Here is an 18116-nt window from a genome sequence, read left to right as displayed (position 1 = left end):
GTATAGAACACAGCTATACAGAGTGCTTCCATAATGATACGGAAAAAAATACAGGGAGATATTTACCGCATCCTTATGGAAACAAAGGTTGCATGATGAAGGCCCAAATATACACAGATTTTGTATACTTAAGAAAAAGAAGAGGAGTGATGGTATGCTGTATCTGATTGACAGCGGGAATGCACAGGAAATAGAAGAGGCTTTGATGCTGGGCGCAAGAGGTGTAACAGCCAACACAAGTATGTATCGCAAAAACGATATCCGTCTGCATGATTTTGTTAACGGCTATTCAAACAGGGAGCTTGATTTCCTAAGTGGAGAGGTCATCGGAACCTATGAGGAAATGCTGCAGCAGACAGAGGAGCTTCTTGCCCTATACAGTGAGATTGTTATTAAAATCAATTTTTCAAAGGATGGTCTGCATCTTGCAGACACGCTGCATAAACGTGGAGTTAAAACGGCAATGACACTGATTTTCACCATGGGACAGGCTGTGGCAGCCATCAATGTCCATGTGGATTATCTGTTTTTCTTTATCGGAAGAAACGAGGAGTACGGAAGTGATGCCATGCGTATTCTCAGCAATATTCAGGAAATGATAGCAGCTAAGAGATATCCGGTGAAAACTGTTGCCGCATCCATCAAGAATCTGGCACAGCTGGAGAAGCTGGCAGCAATGAAGGTGGACTATGCCGCGATTCCATACACATTGTATATGAAATCACTGGAGCATCCGTTAACCGATAGTGGAGCACGTACCTTCGAGGATGATTTTTATCTACGATAAAGGAAATGTAGAAAATCCGTTTGTCTATCTACTATAAGAAGGACTGTCATCATATAGACACAGTCCTTTTCTTTGTTTCCTATCCGAATTTCAGTCTGCGTCTTCCCTTGCTACTTTATGCACCGATCACGCAGGCATGACGTATACTATCTGGCTATCTGCATACAGAAATAGTTAGCCACCATTGCTATTTAACGGATTTCACAAATGCCTTCATCATCAGCATAGCAACGCAGGCCCCCGGATCTTTCAGCGAACGGCTCATTTCTCCTCTGGTAGCCGCCCTGCCATGAACCGCCAGCATGGTAGCAGTATTTTCATAGCCTGCACATGCTGCCTCATATGCTTTTTGTGCGAAGCTTTCCAGGCTCTCATGGTTTTTCAGGCTGCTTCTCATACTCTGTACAGCAGGGTCAATACCATCAAGGAACGTTTTTTCGTTTATGTTTGCTTTTCCTCTGTGCATCACACCAGCTTCATATGCCTGAAAGAACTGTGCTATATGGTTCAGATCGAGCTCACAGACACCCTTTAACGCTTTCCCCGCCTGCATAAATCCACTTGCCATCAGGGTACCCATTGTGGAGGGTACGGCAACAGACATCGCTTTTCCTGCCATATATAATAGCTTGCCTGCATCTGTTTCATCGCTTTTGCGTACAGCCTCCGCAGCAGCCTGAAAACCGTCACTCATCGTTAAGCCGAGATCCCCGTCTCCCACGATACTATCCTGTTCAATTAAGAACTCTCTATTCTCCTGCATAACCTCTGCAAAACAGTTTAACAGGCTTTTTATATATTTAACATCCATATTAAATTCTCCTACAGCTGTTTAAAGAACGGGGTATTTGCCGGATAATCAATCAGCTCTGTAAGCTCTTCGTCAAGCTTCAGTAAGGATATGGATACTCCTGCCATTTCCAGTGAGGTTGCATATTCCCCCACATAATAGCGGTGAACAGCTATTCCTTTATCCATGAGAAGCTGATTGATTTTTCTCGTTACGATATATTGTTCATCCAGTGAAGTCGCCCCCAGACCATTTACAAGTACCGCAACACGATCTCCAGGTGCATAAGGAAGATCTTCTATTATCTTATTCATCATCTCTTCTGTTATCTGATCAGCTGTTTCAATCTTTCCTCTGCGAATACCCGTTTCTCCATGAATTCCCATTCCGATTTCCATTTCATCCTCTTCGATATGAAAACCGGCATGCCCGACACGGGGAACGACACAGGATGTTAAAGCAACACCCAGCGTCCTTGTGTTCCAGCTTGCTTTTCTTGCAATGCGTGTCACAGTGTCAAGGCTCATCATTTTATCAGCAGCTGCTCCGGCACATTTATAAACAAAGAAAATACCTGCAACACCCCGCCTTGTTGTCTTCTCGTCCTGCGAAAGCGGCCCGATACTAGCGACGTCATCTGCACCAAGCACTGTTTCCACACGAATTCCATCCTCAAAATCCGCCATTTCTGCCGCCATATCAAAATTAAATATATCCCCATTGTAATTTCCGTAAATATAGAGAACTCCGGCACCTGAATCAATCTCTTTTGTGATTGCATGCATCTGTTCAGCGCTTGGAGACTGAAAGACATCGCCTACACTGCAGCCGTCCAGCATACCGTCACCTACATATCCCAGAAACAAAGGCAGATGTCCGCTTCCTCCACCGGTTGCGATTCCCACCTTCCCTGCTTTTTTTGTTTTGGTAACCAGACATTGCGGATCATCATTTACATATGTCAATTGATTTTGATGAGCGATATAGATCCCTTCCAGCATCTCCGATAGATACTTATTCGGGTCATTGATAATCTTTTTCATAATAGCCTCCCTTTGTAACATATTCTGTTGAGTTGATGCATTCTACCGTGTACCTTCCCTTATGATAGCCGATAATTGTCACACTGCAATTTCCAAACCTCACTTCATTCCTCAGACATTCTTCATAAACTTCCTTATCCGCAGTATGCAGAGCAGCCAGTATGGAAATTCCATGACTCACACATAGAATATTCCCATGTCCTCCTTTATTCTCTTCCAATATTTGTCTCATTGTCTGATGGATTCGCTGGCAGACATCCTCCAAATTTTCTCCACCGGCAGCCTTCCATGGAAACTGAATTCTCTGTAGATAGGTTTCACATCCGGCAAATGTATTGGCCTTGGTTTCAAAGGTACCGAAATTCATTTCCTTCAGACCCCTGCACATGGTTATCTCCATATTTCTTTTTCCCCGTATATAACAGGCAGTATCATAAGCGCGTTCACTTGTTGATGAATATATCTTCTCAAACGGTGTATTTGCCAGTCCTCTTCCCAAAGCCTTTCCCTGTGCGATTCCCTTTTCCGTCAACGGAGTATCCGACCATCCCTGCAGCGTATGCCATATATTGGATAGTGTTTCCCCGTGGCGCACAAAATAGAAATACATCATATCACTGCTTCGGAAATTTGATTTCTTTTGGGTATTCCCATTTCTGTAATTCTTCCTGAGCGAATGATTTTGGTTCCTTGCCCTGTAAAACAGTAACTGCATTATAATAAAGCTGTGCCAGTTCCTCAATATAAGCGGCCTTCAAAAAGGCTTCATAAATATCCTGTGAATCAAAGGCTACAGCGCCATGACTTTCCATCAAAAAGCTTTCAGCTTCCATGCATGCATCAACCACACTGTTTGCCAGCTCCATCGTCCCCGGTCTTCCATAAGGCGCCACCGGCACGCGTCCCTTTGTAAGTCCCATATTTGCGACTTCATATACGATAGCAGGAATCGGCTTATTTAATAATGCAAACGTAGTTGCATACATAGAATGGGTATGTGCAATAGCATTCGCATCCTTTCTGGTCTTATAAATGGTAATGTGCATCAGCGATTCACTTGTCGGTTTTAAACCGGACAGGTTTTCAATGACATTGGCCTCCAAATCCATCACAATCATATCTCTTGGAGTCAGCAGCTCACGATCCACACTTGTCGGTGTAATAACAATATAGCCGCTTTTCACATCACGGGCTGAGAAATTCCCTGATTTATGCTTACATAATCCATCACGCTGTGCTCTTTTCGCAATCTCACATACATCTTTTTTTAAATTCTCTAACATACCTCGTACCTTTCTTTAGATATTATATCTAATATTTCCGAAATGGAGTCTGTAGACTTCATCCGATTAAAATCTTCTTCATTTTCTACGATATCAATCAGTGCATACAGCGCCTTTAAATGAATTTCACGATTTGGTGTTGCCATAACGACAACGATAACAGCTTCCATATAACCATTGAAGCAAATACTTTCCGGCAGCTTTAGAAGGGACATGCCCAATGCATTAACCCCCTCCTCTACACTTGCATGTGCCAGCAGCAGACCATCCGCAATCGTCCAGATCGGTTTATCATATTTGACGCTGTAAATCATATTTTCTATATATTTCGTTGTAATACAGCCATTTCTCAGCAATGGTTCCGATGCAGTTTGAATAGCTTCCATCCAGGTTAGTTCATGCTCTGCTATATGCACGGTTTCCGGTGTTAACAGATCATGAAGATTGTTTGTGTCCATTTGATGGCAATGCTCTGTCAGAACCATTTCCTGCGTGGTTTCACCAAGATAGCTTTTTAATGCCGTCAACAGTCCTTTACGGTCCTTTACATCCACATATTTACTAATAACATGCAGTAGACTTGCTGAGTTAACCTCATAAATAGTTTTATTCAAAAGCTCGTTGAACACCTTTTTGCGAAGATTATGCAAATCGTTATCATCCATAATCGGCTTTACCAGAAATTGTGGTACCGCTGTATCAAGATGAACGGTAGCAAATACAACATCATATTCCTTATGGTATTCGTAAAACTGCCGTGAGGATAAAGAACAAAGAAATTCAAGCTCAGGGAATGCCTCCTTCAGCTTCAGAAACAGAAAATTGGAAATGGAAATACCATTGGTACAAACGACAATAGCTCTTCTTTTTTTCTCAAGAAAATCCAGTGTTCCTTCCTTTGTCATCCACCCGCCAAACAGGATGGTGATATACGCCATTTCCTCCTGCGGAATAAGAATATGGAACATCTCCTCAAACGGCACCATTGCATGTCTTGTGATTTCAAATAGATAGGAATGATGAGGAAGTATCATATTGAGAATATTGCCTTCGATATGATACTGATAGCGTATTCTGTAAAGGGCCGGTTTCAGATGCTGAATCAGAGCATCCAGCAGGGCCTTACGATCCTGAAAACGAATACAGACGAGATTTTCAAAATTCTCAAGTGTCTTCTCTGCCGCTTCCGCCAGTTCCTTTTCAAATTTCTTACTGCGGCTGTCTTCAAAATTAACACTTGATATCTGAAACTGTGATACCAGATATAATTTGTCCATTGTATTCTGGATATCATATTTAGCGAAGATATTCATAATAGAGCCATATTCACTGGTACCTGCAATATGCTGATAATCCTCCGGAAGCACATCCAGAAATTTCTGAGCCTCGATTCGAATAAGAATGAAATATAGGATAAAGGGAATCTCCCGTATCCGTTCATCGGTATAACGTACTTTCAAGGTTTTTTCTACTTCCTCTACATCGGCACAAAGCATCCGGATCCGTTCCTCATCAATTTCAAGTATGGAAAGCAGAATAGATTCTCCGCTCAGCAACGGCAGGATGCTTTGAATCATGCGAATCATCAACGTACGCTTTTCATATTCCTTGCCAACCAGATAATATCCCTTGGAACGATCATACCATAGCTTCAAATCGAATTCCTGTAAAATCACCGTCTGCAGTTTTTTCAAATCATTCAAAACCGTATTCTTGCTAATCCTCAGGATCGAGGTGAAATGGTTAATGCTGAGTTCCTCTTTATGCTGCAAGAGAATCAGGGCAATCAAGTAAAGACGCTCTTTTTCTATAAATACATACGCACCTTCATCAAAGGTGAACTGATTTGTTTTATAGGAATTGATAACATTATGGGGTATGATAAATTTCCCCGTCCGCATTCTTCCGATTTCTTCAAATCCATTTTCCTTCAGATAAAAATTTATCTTTGCTAAAGAATAACTAAGCTGTTTTCGTGACAATCCTGCTTCTTTTTCCAGTTGAGAACCACTGATCGTCGGATTATTTACTAGCAGTTTTAAAATATTCAAGCCTCTTTCATCCAACGACATTGCGATTCCTCCTTATAAATAACGTGATCAGCAGGACAGCATCATCCTCTACCGATCCGCACAGCTTTCCTCAAATTTCATTTTATAGTGATTGCCGGTGTATCAACAGGAAAATCCAGCAATTCTTTAAATTCTTCCTTCATACGCATCACCGTCAGCGCAGCTCCACTCATCTCCAACGAGGTTACATAATCACCTACAAAGGAGCGATAGACTGAAATATCGCGTTCTGTAAAATAATTCTCTATCTCATCATAAAGAACATAAAGCTCCATAATTGGCGTTCCGCCCAGCCCGGATACGATGACAGATATTTCTTCTCCATGCTTCAGCTTTAAATCTGCTTCTATTTTCTCACAGAGTACCGCGGCGATTTCTTTTGCGCTTTTCAATGATTCTACAATCAGCCCGGGCTCACCATGATGTCCGATACCATATTCCATGGTACCTTCCTGAATCTCAAAATTAGCATGACCGACAGCAGGTATTGAGCAGGGGGTCAGCCCTACACACAAGCTTCTGGTTTCATTCACAGCAGCCTGTGCTGCATCGATCACTTCATCCAGCGTACCGCCAAGCTCAGCCTTTGCACACCCGATTTTCCACATGAACAGACTTCCTGCAATTCCATGACGCTTCTCTTTTTCATCCAACGGTGCGCTTGCAATATCATCATTGGCCGTAACATAGCGTACATTTACCTGCTGCATTGCCGCCATTTGTACTGCCATTTTCACATTCATATTATCGCCGGCATAATTGCCAAACAGACAGGCAACGCCTGCACCGGTATCAGCCTCTAAAAATGCCTGATGAAACGCAGTGGCAGGGGGAGAAGAAAATACTTCTCCTACTGCTACGGCATCCAGCATGTGTTCGCCAACATAACCAAGAAAACATGGCTCATGACCGCTTCCCCCTCCGCTTACGATTCCTACCTTATGCTTCCTTTGCCGGTTTTTCACAACTACATGATCGTTCTTTTCACTGATATGAAGGATATCCTTATGACATTTCACATACCCCTTTAACATATCATCTACAATCATGTCCGGATCGTTAACAAATCGCTGCATCTCCAGTCTCCTTTCGTGAAGCTTTTTCCAACGCTATTATCGTTGAGCAGAATGTCTGCAGAATCAGGCAGCAGGAGGTTGCCCCTGCATCCTGATGACCGATTGATTTTTCTTTCAGACGTGATGCTCTGCCTAATTTAGCCTGCATATCACAGGTCGCCTGCATCCCCTCTTCTGCAGCCTGTGAGCAGGCTGTAAGAGCAGCGCATGTATCCTGTGTTTTTTCAAAGACTGATGCATACGCTGAAACAGCAGGAGCAAGGACATCTACCAATGTTTTATCTCCTGGCTTAGCCGGTGAGATCATCTGAATATTGTCATAGGCCTGCTTCAGCATCTTTTCAATGATTGCACCGTTAATGTATTCTGCATTTCCCAATGCGGCCTGCATTCCCATAAAAATTGAACCGTAGAGAGGCCCCATGGATCCTCCTATTTTTTCCATAAGCACACAGGAAAGCGTGCACAGCGCTTCACTTAATGTCTCGTTTTTATCCACCTGTGACTTTGCGATCGTTACTCCTTTATTCATATTGATACCATGATCGCCATCACCGATTGCACCATCTATTTCACTTAGGTAATCCTTATGCTTTTGTATTGTATCTATGATATTCAATACGATAAGCTTACCTTCTTTATTAGTAAAAGACATGCCTACTCACCTGCTGCTTTTGCATTACCATCCTTCGCCTCGGCAAGCTTGTTTTCTTTGCTTAATGCGCGGTAGTAGAATGCGTAGCAGGTAACCCATACAAACAATACGATAATCGGAATCCAGTTGCCGTTGATCACATCAAATACCTGTGAAATTGCATACGTGAATACCGGCCCGTCAATCGAGGAATTGGAAATCATTTCGCCGGCCTTCAATGCTACCGCACCGGTTGTGTTTGCAAGGTCTGTGATAAAGGGAGCAAATGCAGTACCTACCCACAGGAACGCAGGAACTCCAAGTGTGCATAAAATAAGCATTCTCGGAAGATTTCCCTTTGTTACAAGATAAGCAGGAACAGCAAGTGCTATATTGATGATTCCTGCAAACGGCAGTATCGCATTACCCGGTAAAAGCATTGCACAGATCAAGGTTACCGGAACAGACCAGATGACTGCCAGCCATATTTCATTGGAACCGCCAAGGAAAGGCCAGTCAAGACCGACAAGCAGTGTTCTTCCCTTGAATTTTTTATTCATAAAGTCAGATACCGCTTCACTGATTGGTGACAGCGCCTGCATAAAATATTTTGTGATGACCGGGAACAGCGTTAAGGCTGCGGCACACTGAATAGCAAGCGTCAGTGTTTCTGCGACAGGATATTGAGCAAGCAAACCGAAGATAACGCCCAGAATAAACCCCAATACATGATTCTCAGCAAAGATACCAACTTTATCCTTTAATGCAGCCGCATCAAATTTTTTGTTAAATGCAGGTATCTTTTTCAACAGGCAGTCAATCGGATACATCAACGCTCCAAACAGGACCATCTTATGTGTACAGGTTACGCCTGGAATACCGGATAATTCTTCAATTCTGCGCTGGTGCACATCCGCTGTTTTTAATTCAAATACAATCTGTATGGCGGCTACCAGAAATGCCAGCGGTACGCTGCCGGTAATTGCCACAACGCCAACCGCTGTAAAAATCTTACCCCAGACATTCCATAAGTCCGCATTGAATGTATTTGTTTTTTTAATAACCAGCATGATTATATTGATGACAATCATGAGTGGAAACATTAGGAACGCATATGGCCAGGACCAAGAAATGGTTGACATTGTGGTCCAGCCACCATCTACGATTGGCAGAGATATCCCTGTATTTTTCAGCATCGCTTCCGCAGCCGGTGAAATTGCCCCCGTCATAAAATTGATCAGCATCGTCATCCCGGTAAACGCTACCCCCAGTGTAATACCTGCGGATATTGCATCCTTCAATTTCATTCTAACAATCAAACCGGCAATGATAATGATAATAGGAACAAAGATTGCTGCGCCTAAGCTTAATAGATAATTAACAACATCTGATAAAATTTCCATTATATTTCCCTTCTTTCTCTTCCTTCAAAGTTCTATTTTGCGTTGTTTATTGCCTCAATTAATTTACTCAGCTCCGCATCCTGATTCATGCCTGTCAAAAATGCGATACCGTTGATCACAGGGATTGGGTATTCCTTTGTGACCTTTGTTATTGTGATATATGCTGCAGCATCTACAAGGTAACGGTCTACCGATTTTAAATCTACGGCATCTACCTTTGCATCAACGTTTTTTTCCTTCAGCAAACGATTTACCTTTGATGCCACTGTCTGACTTGTAGCTACTCCGCTTCCGCAAGCCACGATTACTTTTTTCATAATGTTCTCCTTCTACCTGTTTTTTATGATTTTGATAAGTTCTTGAAACGCTTCTTCTTTATGCTCTCCTGAGAGAAAAGCAAGTCCGTTAACAGTAGGAATTCCATAATCCATATGACTATTTGTAATATCGATATAGGCAAGAGCTCCATGAAGCTCTCTTTGTAAAGAACGCAGGTTCACTGCCTCCACCCTGACATTGGTGATGTTCTCTTTTTCCAGCATGCGATTGATACGAAAAGCCACTGTTTGAGAGGTTGCAACCCCATTCCCACAAGCAACGATTACTTTTTTCATTAGAGTCCTTCCATTTGCTTCACTATTTCCAGAAATTCTTCCTTTGTTGCGGCCTTCAGCAAGCTTTCCATCGTGTCCTCGTTCTGAAAGTTCTGCAGCAGCAGCTGTAGAATTTCCACATGTCCCTCTTCTCTTTTAAAGCCCAGAAGAAACACAATTTGTACCGAAAGGATGCTGTCATTGTTCGCCATTTCACACCAGCTGATTGCATTTTTCAAACGAACAGGTGCAATAAACTGCTTCACGATGTTGATGGGATCGGAATGCGGTATTGCAACCGGATAAGGCTTTACCGGCAATGCGGTAGGATAATCCTGTTCCCGTTTTTTTATGGCTGATAGAAATTGTTCTGTTACATAGCCCAGATCCACAGCCTTTTTGCTCATGACTTCAAAAAACTCATCTGTACTTCTCACATCTAAATCAAGTTCACAAAGCTCATCACAGATCAATGTATCATTCATCTTATCAAACCTCCTTTTGTTAAAGGAAAATCATATTTGCGCGCAAGCTCTTCCTTACAAAATAAGTATATTTTATCGAAACCGTTTTCACAAGAATTGTTAGGTACTATGTTTGGATATACGTTTGCACATCACTATGATGAGCATTCACGTTGTGCAAAAAATAAAACGATTCTCTTTGAATGAGATACCAGCAAGTACGAAAGTACATTCACCGGCAATGATTAAATGCCGGTACATAGCTTTTAATTGGAAATTTACAGGAAGTCTATATTCTGAATAGATAAAAGCAATAGGACATGCGTGTGAAAAAAAGAGCCACGCATTAGCTCATACCTTATGAGGATATTAAAAAAAGCAAATATATCCGATTCGACATATCTGCTTTAAGTAAATCTCTGTTTATTTATGGATCAAAGGCTTCCCCGGCACCTCGTGGCAATGACGGCATCTTGCCTCGTACTGCTCACTTGCTCCCACCAGAATGATTGGATCATCATAGCGGGCGGCTCTGCCGTCAATCAGCCGCTGACTTCTTGTGGCAGGTGCTCCGCATATTGTACACACCGCTGTCAGTTTTGTAACGAATTCCGCATGTGTAAACAGCTGCGGCATGACACTGAACGGCTCCCCGCGAAAATCCATGTCCAGCCCGGCAACCATGACACGCTTTCCATGATCTGCAAAATAATCGCATATCTCTACAATCTCTTCATCGAAAAACTGTACCTCATCGATTGCAATTACATCATAGCTGTCATCTATGTAATCAAAAATCTCATGCGCACGGTTTATCACAAAGCTTTTTGCCGTGCTTCCGCAATGCGATACAACACATTCCTCACTGTAGCGATCGTCGATTTTCGGTTTAAATACGGCGATTTTCTTTTTCGCATATTCCAGTACCTTGATCCGGCGAATCAGCTCCTCTGTCTTTCCTGCAAACATACAGCCGGATATTACCTCCAGCCATCCTTCCTTATACTGCTGATACATAACGACACTCCTCACTAACATTACGATTTGTATTATATCATAAAGTGATTCCAGTATGTGCAATTTACATCTGTTACTTAACTTTCATTTTCTTTCATCCTATATCTCAGCTTTTAGGTAAACCTTTATCCAATTCCTGTAATTCAGAAAATATAATACCTGTAAAACTATAAAAGAAAAGAGGCATATGCCCCTTTTCCACTGTAGTTGTTATTTAAGTCCGTATTTTTTGTTGAATTTTTCAATACGTCCCTGTGCAGCAGCGAATCTCTGACGTCCTGTATAGAAAGGATGGCAGTTTGAACAAGTATCAACACGCAGCTCTTTGCTGGTTGAACCAGTTTCAAATTCAGCTCCACAAGAAGTACATTTTACCATAATACGGTGGTACTCTGGATGAATTCCTTTTTTCATTTTAACTCTCCTTCCGCCTTAAACCTCAGGTGGGTTTAAAGTAAGTGCTATACAATTATAGCAATAAGTTTCTGCGAAAGCAATAGGTTTTTAGTAAATTCACATAAGAAATACATGAAATATTTCGTGTGAGACATTGCGAATCGCAGGACCATCAGATGATTTTCATTTACTATTTGAAAATAAAAAATCGTATTGCATATTGCTAAGGAAATCCTTTAAAAGCAATGCCAGTATAGTTGAATTCCTTTTAACGTGAAAAATAACAAATTTTATCAATTATTCGTGGATTCTTTAGGAATTTGACAGATTCCATACGTATAGAAGGGGGTAAGGAGCCCTTACAGAATGGAGGACATATAAATGTCAAATGCAAGGAATCAACTCAACTACAGTAACGATCTATTTTTTAAGTACGCCCTTTCCCGTGAGGATGAAGGCTCTGTGTACGCCCGCAACACCATCATTGAACGTGTTACCGGAATCAAGGTAAAGGAAAGCACCGTCCTCAATCCGAATCTGGACCCGGGCATCATCGGAAAGAAGCGCATCATTCTGGATGTCCACGTGAAGGATGAACAAAACCGTCATTTCAATATCGAGATGCAGACAACCTACAAAGGTTTAGCGGAAATGATGCGCTTTGAATTTTACGGTGCCAGAGCGTTGAACAATCAGCTGAAAAGCGGTGAGCTTTATGATCAATTAAAGCCGGTTTATCAAATTATCTTCATTGATGAGTATGCATGGAACAACAGAAATCTGATCAATCAGTATCAGATGCGCAATGAGCAGGGAGAGAATGAAAGCTACTACCCACTCATCCTTCGCACCTTTGTTCATATGCCGGCAATCAATGACATTGTAAAGGAGAAGGAAATGCAGAGACTGAATGACTTTGAACAGCTGATATACCTGTTTGAAAATAATAAAAAAAATGATATACTGAAGTCGAAGGAAAGGCTGGTGAAGGTATTCATGGACAAGTACGAGGAAATGCAGAAGGATGATGAGCTATGGTCAACCGCAATGGCGATTCAAATGGGAGAAGCACGTTACCGCAACGGCTTGCGTGACAGCTTTGAAGAGGGAAAAGCTGCCGGAAAAATGGAAGGTAAGCTGGAAGGAGAGAGGCAGCTCTTACACAGACAGATGCAAATCAAGTTTCATGAGGATTGCGCAATGTGGCTGCAGGCATTAACTGAGGAACAAATGCATATAGTATCCACATTGGTTCTGGAATGTGATACCTTCGAGTCTGTAAAAAAACGAATAAGCAAGTCCGACACGACGATATAAGCTGTCATTTGTAAATACATACATTGTGTGTTACTGTTTTAGATGTACAACGCAAAAAGGCTCTCTGCACACATAAGTGCTGAGAGCCTTTTGCTTACTATAAGAGGTATCGCAATCCCCTTGCGAATTGTGTACTCTATTATGCAATAGAACCCCTTTCATTCAACAGCAAAGCCTTCCTTTTGTGGTAAAAGAATGACTTATTTTTCCTTCATGCTTTCTATGAACAGCAAGAAAGATTTTCTTACTTTCAGCTCATTTCTCAATGCTGCATAACAGAGAATTTTTCCGTATGCTTCAGCTCTTCCATCAGCTTTTGTAGATAGTCCTTATTCTTTTTATTCATTTTTAGTGTATAGTTTCGAGAAACCTGAAAGTTATCCTGCTTGATATAAGAAATGCTGATATAAAACGCATTATCATAAAAGTACTCCTTCACACTCCTAGTACTGACTTCCTTTTGCACATCCAGCAGATCTTTCATGGATTCCTCATCCTGAACAGAAGTACCATACCCATCATAATATTCTTTATTCTTCGCATCATAGAACTGCATAGCGGAATCATTTTCAATAGAAGATGCATTCACATCAATATTTACACGCACCATGTCTGTCAGCGATGGAAATTCCTTTACCATCCCCAGCCCTTTTGTCTGCGTATACATATAGCTAAAGCCGAAGGTTCCGATATAAAGCAATGCAAATACGATTACGTGAAGCTTTTTTATCTGTATCTTTCGATTGGAGAAGAATATCATACAAAAATATGCAACCAGTATAATCAGGCTGGGAACAACGACACCGCCATTGATATTCATGACGAATAAAACCATACAGAAGGTGATAACCGTGATAATCACCGGGTATCCGAATAAGGTAACAGTTCGCTGCTCTGCATCCTCAGGCTTTCTATCCACAAAGGATTTCCAGCCAAACCAGAAGCACAGCACACCGATGACTCCCCAATATAGAAAGTACAGCCAGTTAAATGCGTTTATCAGAGTATCAATTCTATGCATTTCCGACGCCATGGAAGCTATCATATTAAATAGAAAGGCATATATTGTACTCGGCATGGAAAGCAGCATCTGGATCATTCCCATATTGATAAATTCACTTGGTGATGCGCCGATATCTCCAAGAATTGCCGTTATCTGATTACTAAAGAAAATCGTCGCGGAAAGCATGACAATAAACGGCATGACAACGTAAGCACCGTTGACAAGAATACTGTCAATCAGATTGTTGCATTTCACGCTTAAAAAGGTGAAAATGGAATACTGAATCAAAAGCAGGATGGATAAACCGAGAAAGAAGATTAACGGTATCAGCATATAGAGCGGTCTCTCCCGATATCCGAGCCCCAGCATTATAAAGTAGCCCAGAAGATAGTTCATCAGCAACGGGACCAGTACGACAAGCAGCCCGCTGATATAGTTGTATAGAAACAGATGCTTTCTTTGTATCGGTAAAGAGAAGTACATCTCATGACTTCTTTTCTTATACAAATAGCGAAAATTATATATTGGTAACAGATATGACAGGATACAGCCTCCAGCACAGGTTGCCGCTCCCAGAGCAATGAATCCCATATAAAAGGTATCCAGTGAATACGGGCCGCGTGGCAGTCCCATATAATTAAAGGTGAAGAATGGCATTATCAGAAACAGAATGATAAAAACCAGTATCAACAGCCGTTTATTGCTGTTTACATAATAGCGCAGATAGGCCTTAAAATCATTCATCATAAACACCATACCCCTTCTTTTCCATTTCATAGATGAAGACCTCCTCCAGATTGACATTCAGCACTTCCATCATCAGAGGGTCCATCGTATTCAAATAATTTTTAATTTTTTCAATATCTCCCTTAACAACCAGATTCACTACACGCGACTGCACATGCATCGACAGCAAATCCAGTGCCTTAAAATCATCTTCACGTTTTTCTTCTTTAAACGCAAGCTGAATCTTGTGGATATTTTCCTTCGTTTCATCCACATAGCCGGCAGTTCGAATCGTATTATCCTCCAAGATACCGAATGTATCGCAGATATCCTCCAGCTCACGCAGATTATGACTGGATATGATTACAGTCATTTCCTTTTCCTCGATCATTTTACTGATTGCCCGTTTAAAGGTCAGCCGCATCACCGGATCCAGACCGTCAAATGCCTCGTCAAGAAACAGATATTTTGGTGAAATTGCAAGTGCCAGAACGATAAAGGACTGACGCTTCATACCCTTGGAGAAATTCTTCAGTGTCTTATTTTCATCCAGCTTAAAGATAGCACGATATTTCTCGTAGATTTCATCATTGAGATTTGGATACCATACACGGTAAAATTCCTTCATATCCTTTAACGTGGCATTAAAGAAATAAAACGGATCATCACTGATCAACAGAATATCACGTTTCACATTGGGATTATCAAATACCCTTTCATCATCAATACAGATACATCCCAGATCCGGCTTCATAATACCGGCCATAATTTTCAGAAGTGTGGATTTACCTGAACCATTGGGACCGATCAGACCAAAAACACTGCCGCTGTGAATATCCAGGTTTACATCCATCAGCACGGTCTTTTCTTTAAATTTCTTTGTCAGTGACCTGATTTTAAGCATGATCCTTTCCCTCCTCATATACGGAATTCACCACTTTATAGAGCGCTTCCTTTTCGATATGATGCTGCTTCATATCAAGAACTGTTCCCTTAAAGTCCTTCAGCTTTTCTTCCCGTATCAGCTTATCGGATTCATTGTCTGCCACAAAGCATCCCTTTCCTTTCTCCGAATAAATATATCCGTGCTCTTCCAGCTCCTGATAGGCTTTCGCAACCGTGTTGGGGTTTACACCAATCTGCGAAGCCATGGCACGAACAGAAGGAAGTTTGTCATTTGGTGATAGAATACCAATTGTGATAAACTCCAGTATTTGCTTTTTCAGCTGTTCAAATATCGGAAGCTTGCTTTGCGTGTCAATTACAAACATCAATTGCACCTCCAGTGTATTAGTGTACTAAATACAGTAATACACTATCATGGTATTCGTATTCTGTCAATAACAACTATGTCGAATATCTGTTTTCTTAAACTATTTATGACTATACCGGTTACCATAGGACCAAATGAATATGAAGAAAAAGGTCCGGACAATCTGAATTCAGATCATGTCCAAACCTTACGTTCGGTATAAGCTGTATAGCGGATATACAGTAAACAGAGTGTGAATTCCCATAAAAACAGCTGTTATTGATTCTGCTTTTCCTCTTTTTCAAGCTTTCCTTCCCGATTGCGCACAATCACCGTACCAATCGGCTCGTCAAGAAACGGGATGATTTCCGGATCATAATTGCATACGGTATTTAAAGCGAAAACCTGCGTATGTTCAATATCATCAATATACTCCTGTGTTTCATCTCCGGCGAAGATTCTCCAGCCGCTGTCCGGATTGTCTTTGGAGGGCTCCTCGCGTACCATATAACAGATGGCATCCTGATCTATGCTGACACGATCCGTCACAAAGCAGCCCAACGTGCTGTCAATCAGCTTTTTCCCTTCTTTCATGCCCGGGAAATACTTCTTTCCCTCCAGCCAGGAATAGCGGTTCCATACATTGGTACGATTTTCAAAAAACAGCTTTTCAATCGCCTGCAGCTCATTTTGAAACATCATACTTCCATAATCGTTGTTCATCCCGGAGCTGCGGAACATGAAATAACACCCTCCGCACAGATAACTGAGCGCATATTCCTCCCATCTGTCAAACTGCCGGAATGCACGGGTTCCGATATCCTGCAGCATCATGTCCGCCGTTTCCCGATCCAGAAGTTCCACTGCATAGCATTCCCGTATCATGCGGACACATTCTCCATAATCAAAGCCGGCAAAGCCCTGATCCTTCAGGAACGGGTAAAACTGCTTCGCAAAGGTTTTGCAGCCCTCAAAGAACAGCCTTGCTTTTTCATCCAGCTCTTCCAAATCGAACTGAGGCTCATCCCTCCAGAAGCCCAGAAACTGCTCGTACTGCCATTGCACATTATCATTCAAAAAGGCTTTGATTGCCCTGATTGCACTCTCTTTATCGGTGATTTCAAACTGTTCCTTCAGATGCTTTCGCAATGCCTCCCGGTTGATGTTTTCACCTACCTCAAGCGTTACCAGATCGTATCCGTTTAAAATTGAAGGTATTCCGGACAACAGAATTTCAAATTCTTCTCTTTGTATAGCGACCTTGCCCTCAAGGCGTTTGGTCTTCATCTTTTTTTCCAGCTGATGCAGCAGCTTGATATAGGTAATTTTTTTCTGTGACATATCCTTCGTCTCCTTGTATGATCAATATCACTATTATACAACAGTTTACCCGGTAGGGAAACGACGGATGTGTAAGATTATCTTCTTATTCAGCTTAGCCTCTGCATGAATACGAAATCGTTCCGAATTTGAATATGAATAAGCCCATTGCCGCTTTCCATATCTTTCTATCAAAGCATCTGAATTATGATTTATTGCCCTATGGGAATAGAAGGGTTGCACATTCTGCGATAAGTGCGGCAATACAGAGGGCATTCAATATGTAAAATATCAAAATGATCACCTTGAGCAGCGTCATATTACGCAGCAGTGCAACCAGATGTGTTGTCAGTGAATACGGATGATCCATAGTTTGCAGTGATAAAATTTCCATATAGTCGCCGGGATTCCACTCCTTAGACTGCCGGATATGAAACAATATGTCATCCACCTGCATCTGATTTTTTAGTAAAGCATCCTTGAACATCATAAGCTGTTCCTTTTTCTGTTCCAGCAGAATCAACAGCTGTTCCCGATCCATGACTCCCTGCTGAAGCTTTGTGATTTCCTCTAGACTTAGGCCCAGTACCTTCCATGCAAGGATGCATTTCAGTTTTTTCTTTGCTGCTTCATCATACAGACGAATGCGCCCCTGATAACCGCTGGGCTTCAAAAGATCAATCTGATCATAATACTGCAGTGTCCGTACACTGATATTGCAGGAATCCGCAAGCTCACGTATGGTAATCATTACAGAATTCCTCCCTTCTCCAGCCATGCAAACACCAGTACAATTACAAGAATCGCACAAAACAGCCGTGTGGAAATAACCGCATGCCGATAGGTCTTTCTGCTGCATCGATAGTTATAAATCTGATAGATGGAATTCCACTTCCAGATCAGCATCCCCTCCACACAATCATCGTCATGCTGTTCATCC

Annotated in this window: 21 protein-coding genes; 2 read left to right on the top strand and 19 right to left on the bottom strand. The window is 41.8% G+C overall.

The genetic code is table 11. The annotated features are described in order from the left end of the window. Positions 1–154: 154 nt before the first annotated feature. Positions 155–787 carry a transaldolase family protein gene (locus KSZ58_RS00990; RefSeq protein WP_009270231.1) on the top strand — a complete coding sequence of 211 codons (633 nt, stop codon included), beginning with the start codon at positions 155–157 and terminating at the stop codon, positions 785–787. A 187-nt stretch (positions 788–974) separates the two neighbouring features. On the opposite strand, the gene KSZ58_RS00985 is transcribed toward KSZ58_RS00990, so the two are convergent. The 13 genes from KSZ58_RS00985 to rpmE form a co-directional block, all read right to left on the bottom strand. Next, positions 975–1598, bottom strand: a complete 624-nt coding sequence (locus tag KSZ58_RS00985) for a dihydroxyacetone kinase subunit L (RefSeq protein ID WP_008818282.1) — start codon at positions 1596–1598, stop codon at positions 975–977. 11 nt (positions 1599–1609) lie between these two features. After that, entirely contained in the window at positions 1610–2620 is a 1011-nt protein-coding gene (locus tag KSZ58_RS00980) for a dihydroxyacetone kinase subunit DhaK (RefSeq protein WP_009270230.1), read from the bottom strand. Next, complete coding sequence (locus KSZ58_RS00975) at positions 2601–3233, bottom strand: histidine phosphatase family protein (protein ID WP_002607030.1); 633 nt, start codon at positions 3231–3233, stop codon at positions 2601–2603. Before KSZ58_RS00975 ends, KSZ58_RS00980 begins: the two co-directional genes overlap by 20 nt. 1 nt (position 3234) lies before the next feature. Beyond that, entirely contained in the window at positions 3235–3903 is a 669-nt protein-coding gene (locus KSZ58_RS00970; RefSeq protein ID WP_002607029.1) for a class II aldolase/adducin family protein, read from the bottom strand. After that, positions 3897–5975 (bottom strand): BglG family transcription antiterminator, encoded by a 2079-nt coding sequence (locus KSZ58_RS00965; protein WP_009270229.1) that lies wholly within the window; start codon positions 5973–5975, stop codon positions 3897–3899. The genes KSZ58_RS00970 and KSZ58_RS00965 overlap by 7 nt, the downstream gene beginning before the upstream one ends. Positions 5976–6052: 77 nt before the next feature. Next, a complete protein-coding gene (locus KSZ58_RS00960; protein WP_008818280.1) occupies positions 6053–7051 on the bottom strand; it encodes a dihydroxyacetone kinase subunit DhaK in 999 nt (332 codons plus the stop codon). Continuing rightward, entirely contained in the window at positions 7035–7706 is a 672-nt protein-coding gene (dhaL, locus tag KSZ58_RS00955) for a dihydroxyacetone kinase subunit DhaL (RefSeq protein ID WP_009270228.1), read from the bottom strand. Before dhaL ends, KSZ58_RS00960 begins: the two co-directional genes overlap by 17 nt. A gap of 2 nt (positions 7707–7708) precedes the next feature. Then, positions 7709–9088: a PTS galactitol transporter subunit IIC gene (locus KSZ58_RS00950; RefSeq protein ID WP_002607025.1), complete on the bottom strand. Its 1380-nt coding sequence runs from the start codon at positions 9086–9088 to the stop codon at positions 7709–7711. A gap of 32 nt (positions 9089–9120) precedes the next feature. Further along, on the bottom strand, positions 9121–9405 hold the full coding sequence (locus KSZ58_RS00945; RefSeq protein ID WP_008818278.1) for a PTS sugar transporter subunit IIB: 285 nt from the start codon (positions 9403–9405) through the stop codon (positions 9121–9123). A gap of 12 nt (positions 9406–9417) precedes the next feature. After that, positions 9418–9702, bottom strand: a complete 285-nt coding sequence (locus KSZ58_RS00940) for a PTS sugar transporter subunit IIB (RefSeq protein ID WP_002607023.1) — start codon at positions 9700–9702, stop codon at positions 9418–9420. After that, positions 9702–10166 carry a PTS sugar transporter subunit IIA gene (locus tag KSZ58_RS00935; RefSeq protein WP_008818277.1) on the bottom strand — a complete coding sequence of 155 codons (465 nt, stop codon included), beginning with the start codon at positions 10164–10166 and terminating at the stop codon, positions 9702–9704. Before KSZ58_RS00935 ends, KSZ58_RS00940 begins: the two co-directional genes overlap by 1 nt. A gap of 402 nt (positions 10167–10568) precedes the next feature. Continuing rightward, a complete protein-coding gene (locus KSZ58_RS00930; RefSeq protein WP_008818276.1) occupies positions 10569–11162 on the bottom strand; it encodes a thymidine kinase in 594 nt (197 codons plus the stop codon). 210 nt (positions 11163–11372) lie between these two features. Then, positions 11373–11576 (bottom strand): 50S ribosomal protein L31, encoded by a 204-nt coding sequence (rpmE, locus tag KSZ58_RS00925; protein ID WP_002607019.1) that lies wholly within the window; start codon positions 11574–11576, stop codon positions 11373–11375. A 363-nt stretch (positions 11577–11939) separates the two neighbouring features. Between rpmE and KSZ58_RS00920 the strand changes: the two genes are divergently transcribed. After that, a complete protein-coding gene (locus KSZ58_RS00920) occupies positions 11940–12875 on the top strand; it encodes a PD-(D/E)XK nuclease family transposase (protein WP_009270227.1) in 936 nt (311 codons plus the stop codon). 262 nt (positions 12876–13137) lie between these two features. On the opposite strand, the gene KSZ58_RS00915 is transcribed toward KSZ58_RS00920, so the two are convergent. The 6 genes from KSZ58_RS00915 to KSZ58_RS22445 all read right to left on the bottom strand — a co-directional run bounded on the left by KSZ58_RS00915 (position 13138) and on the right by KSZ58_RS22445 (position 18091). Continuing rightward, complete coding sequence (locus tag KSZ58_RS00915) at positions 13138–14655, bottom strand: membrane protein (RefSeq protein ID WP_009270226.1); 1518 nt, start codon at positions 14653–14655, stop codon at positions 13138–13140. After that, positions 14615–15508 (bottom strand): ABC transporter ATP-binding protein, encoded by an 894-nt coding sequence (locus KSZ58_RS00910; RefSeq protein ID WP_009270225.1) that lies wholly within the window; start codon positions 15506–15508, stop codon positions 14615–14617. Before KSZ58_RS00910 ends, KSZ58_RS00915 begins: the two co-directional genes overlap by 41 nt. Then, positions 15501–15875, bottom strand: coding sequence for a GntR family transcriptional regulator (locus KSZ58_RS00905; protein ID WP_009270224.1), 375 nt, complete (start codon positions 15873–15875; stop codon positions 15501–15503). The genes KSZ58_RS00910 and KSZ58_RS00905 overlap by 8 nt, the downstream gene beginning before the upstream one ends. Positions 15876–16132: 257 nt before the next feature. After that, on the bottom strand, positions 16133–17197 hold the full coding sequence (locus tag KSZ58_RS00900) for a DUF2185 domain-containing protein (RefSeq protein ID WP_008818272.1): 1065 nt from the start codon (positions 17195–17197) through the stop codon (positions 16133–16135). A 199-nt stretch (positions 17198–17396) separates the two neighbouring features. After that, positions 17397–17927 (bottom strand): MerR family transcriptional regulator, encoded by a 531-nt coding sequence (locus KSZ58_RS00895; protein ID WP_008818271.1) that lies wholly within the window; start codon positions 17925–17927, stop codon positions 17397–17399. Then, complete coding sequence (locus KSZ58_RS22445) at positions 17927–18091, bottom strand: hypothetical protein (RefSeq protein WP_021421214.1); 165 nt, start codon at positions 18089–18091, stop codon at positions 17927–17929. Before KSZ58_RS22445 ends, KSZ58_RS00895 begins: the two co-directional genes overlap by 1 nt. Positions 18092–18116: the final 25 nt, after the last annotated feature.

The organism is Erysipelatoclostridium sp. DFI.2.3 (genome assembly GCF_019132535.1).
GTDB lineage: Bacteria > Bacillota_I > Bacilli_A > Erysipelotrichales > Erysipelotrichaceae > Clostridium_AQ > Clostridium_AQ innocuum.
Note: the sequence above shows the minus strand (reverse complement) of the source record. Positions and strands in the feature narration are given on the sequence as shown.

Bases quoted from the DNA above. Each gene is read 5' to 3' on its own strand.
- KSZ58_RS00990 (WP_009270231.1), top strand. From the start codon at position 155: ATGCTGTATCTGATTGACAGCGGGAATGCACAGGAAATAGAAGAGGCT.
- KSZ58_RS00985 (WP_008818282.1), bottom strand. From the start codon at position 1,598: ATGGATGTTAAATATATAAAAAGCCTGTTAAACTGTTTTGCAGAGGTT.
- KSZ58_RS00980 (WP_009270230.1), bottom strand. From the start codon at position 2,620: ATGAAAAAGATTATCAATGACCCGAATAAGTATCTATCGGAGATGCTG.
- KSZ58_RS00975 (WP_002607030.1), bottom strand. From the start codon at position 3,233: ATGATGTATTTCTATTTTGTGCGCCACGGGGAAACACTATCCAATATA.
- KSZ58_RS00970 (WP_002607029.1), bottom strand. From the start codon at position 3,903: ATGTTAGAGAATTTAAAAAAAGATGTATGTGAGATTGCGAAAAGAGCA.
- KSZ58_RS00965 (WP_009270229.1), bottom strand. From the start codon at position 5,975: ATGTCGTTGGATGAAAGAGGCTTGAATATTTTAAAACTGCTAGTAAAT.
- KSZ58_RS00960 (WP_008818280.1), bottom strand. From the start codon at position 7,051: ATGCAGCGATTTGTTAACGATCCGGACATGATTGTAGATGATATGTTA.
- dhaL (WP_009270228.1), bottom strand. From the start codon at position 7,706: ATGTCTTTTACTAATAAAGAAGGTAAGCTTATCGTATTGAATATCATA.
- KSZ58_RS00950 (WP_002607025.1), bottom strand. From the start codon at position 9,088: ATGGAAATTTTATCAGATGTTGTTAATTATCTATTAAGCTTAGGCGCA.
- KSZ58_RS00945 (WP_008818278.1), bottom strand. From the start codon at position 9,405: ATGAAAAAAGTAATCGTGGCTTGCGGAAGCGGAGTAGCTACAAGTCAG.
- KSZ58_RS00940 (WP_002607023.1), bottom strand. From the start codon at position 9,702: ATGAAAAAAGTAATCGTTGCTTGTGGGAATGGGGTTGCAACCTCTCAA.
- KSZ58_RS00935 (WP_008818277.1), bottom strand. From the start codon at position 10,166: ATGAATGATACATTGATCTGTGATGAGCTTTGTGAACTTGATTTAGAT.
- KSZ58_RS00930 (WP_008818276.1), bottom strand. From the start codon at position 11,162: ATGTATCAGCAGTATAAGGAAGGATGGCTGGAGGTAATATCCGGCTGT.
- rpmE (WP_002607019.1), bottom strand. From the start codon at position 11,576: ATGAAAAAAGGAATTCATCCAGAGTACCACCGTATTATGGTAAAATGT.
- KSZ58_RS00920 (WP_009270227.1), top strand. From the start codon at position 11,940: ATGTCAAATGCAAGGAATCAACTCAACTACAGTAACGATCTATTTTTT.
- KSZ58_RS00915 (WP_009270226.1), bottom strand. From the start codon at position 14,655: ATGAAATGGAAAAGAAGGGGTATGGTGTTTATGATGAATGATTTTAAG.
- KSZ58_RS00910 (WP_009270225.1), bottom strand. From the start codon at position 15,508: ATGCTTAAAATCAGGTCACTGACAAAGAAATTTAAAGAAAAGACCGTG.
- KSZ58_RS00905 (WP_009270224.1), bottom strand. From the start codon at position 15,875: ATGTTTGTAATTGACACGCAAAGCAAGCTTCCGATATTTGAACAGCTG.
- KSZ58_RS00900 (WP_008818272.1), bottom strand. From the start codon at position 17,197: ATGTCACAGAAAAAAATTACCTATATCAAGCTGCTGCATCAGCTGGAA.
- KSZ58_RS00895 (WP_008818271.1), bottom strand. From the start codon at position 17,927: ATGATTACCATACGTGAGCTTGCGGATTCCTGCAATATCAGTGTACGG.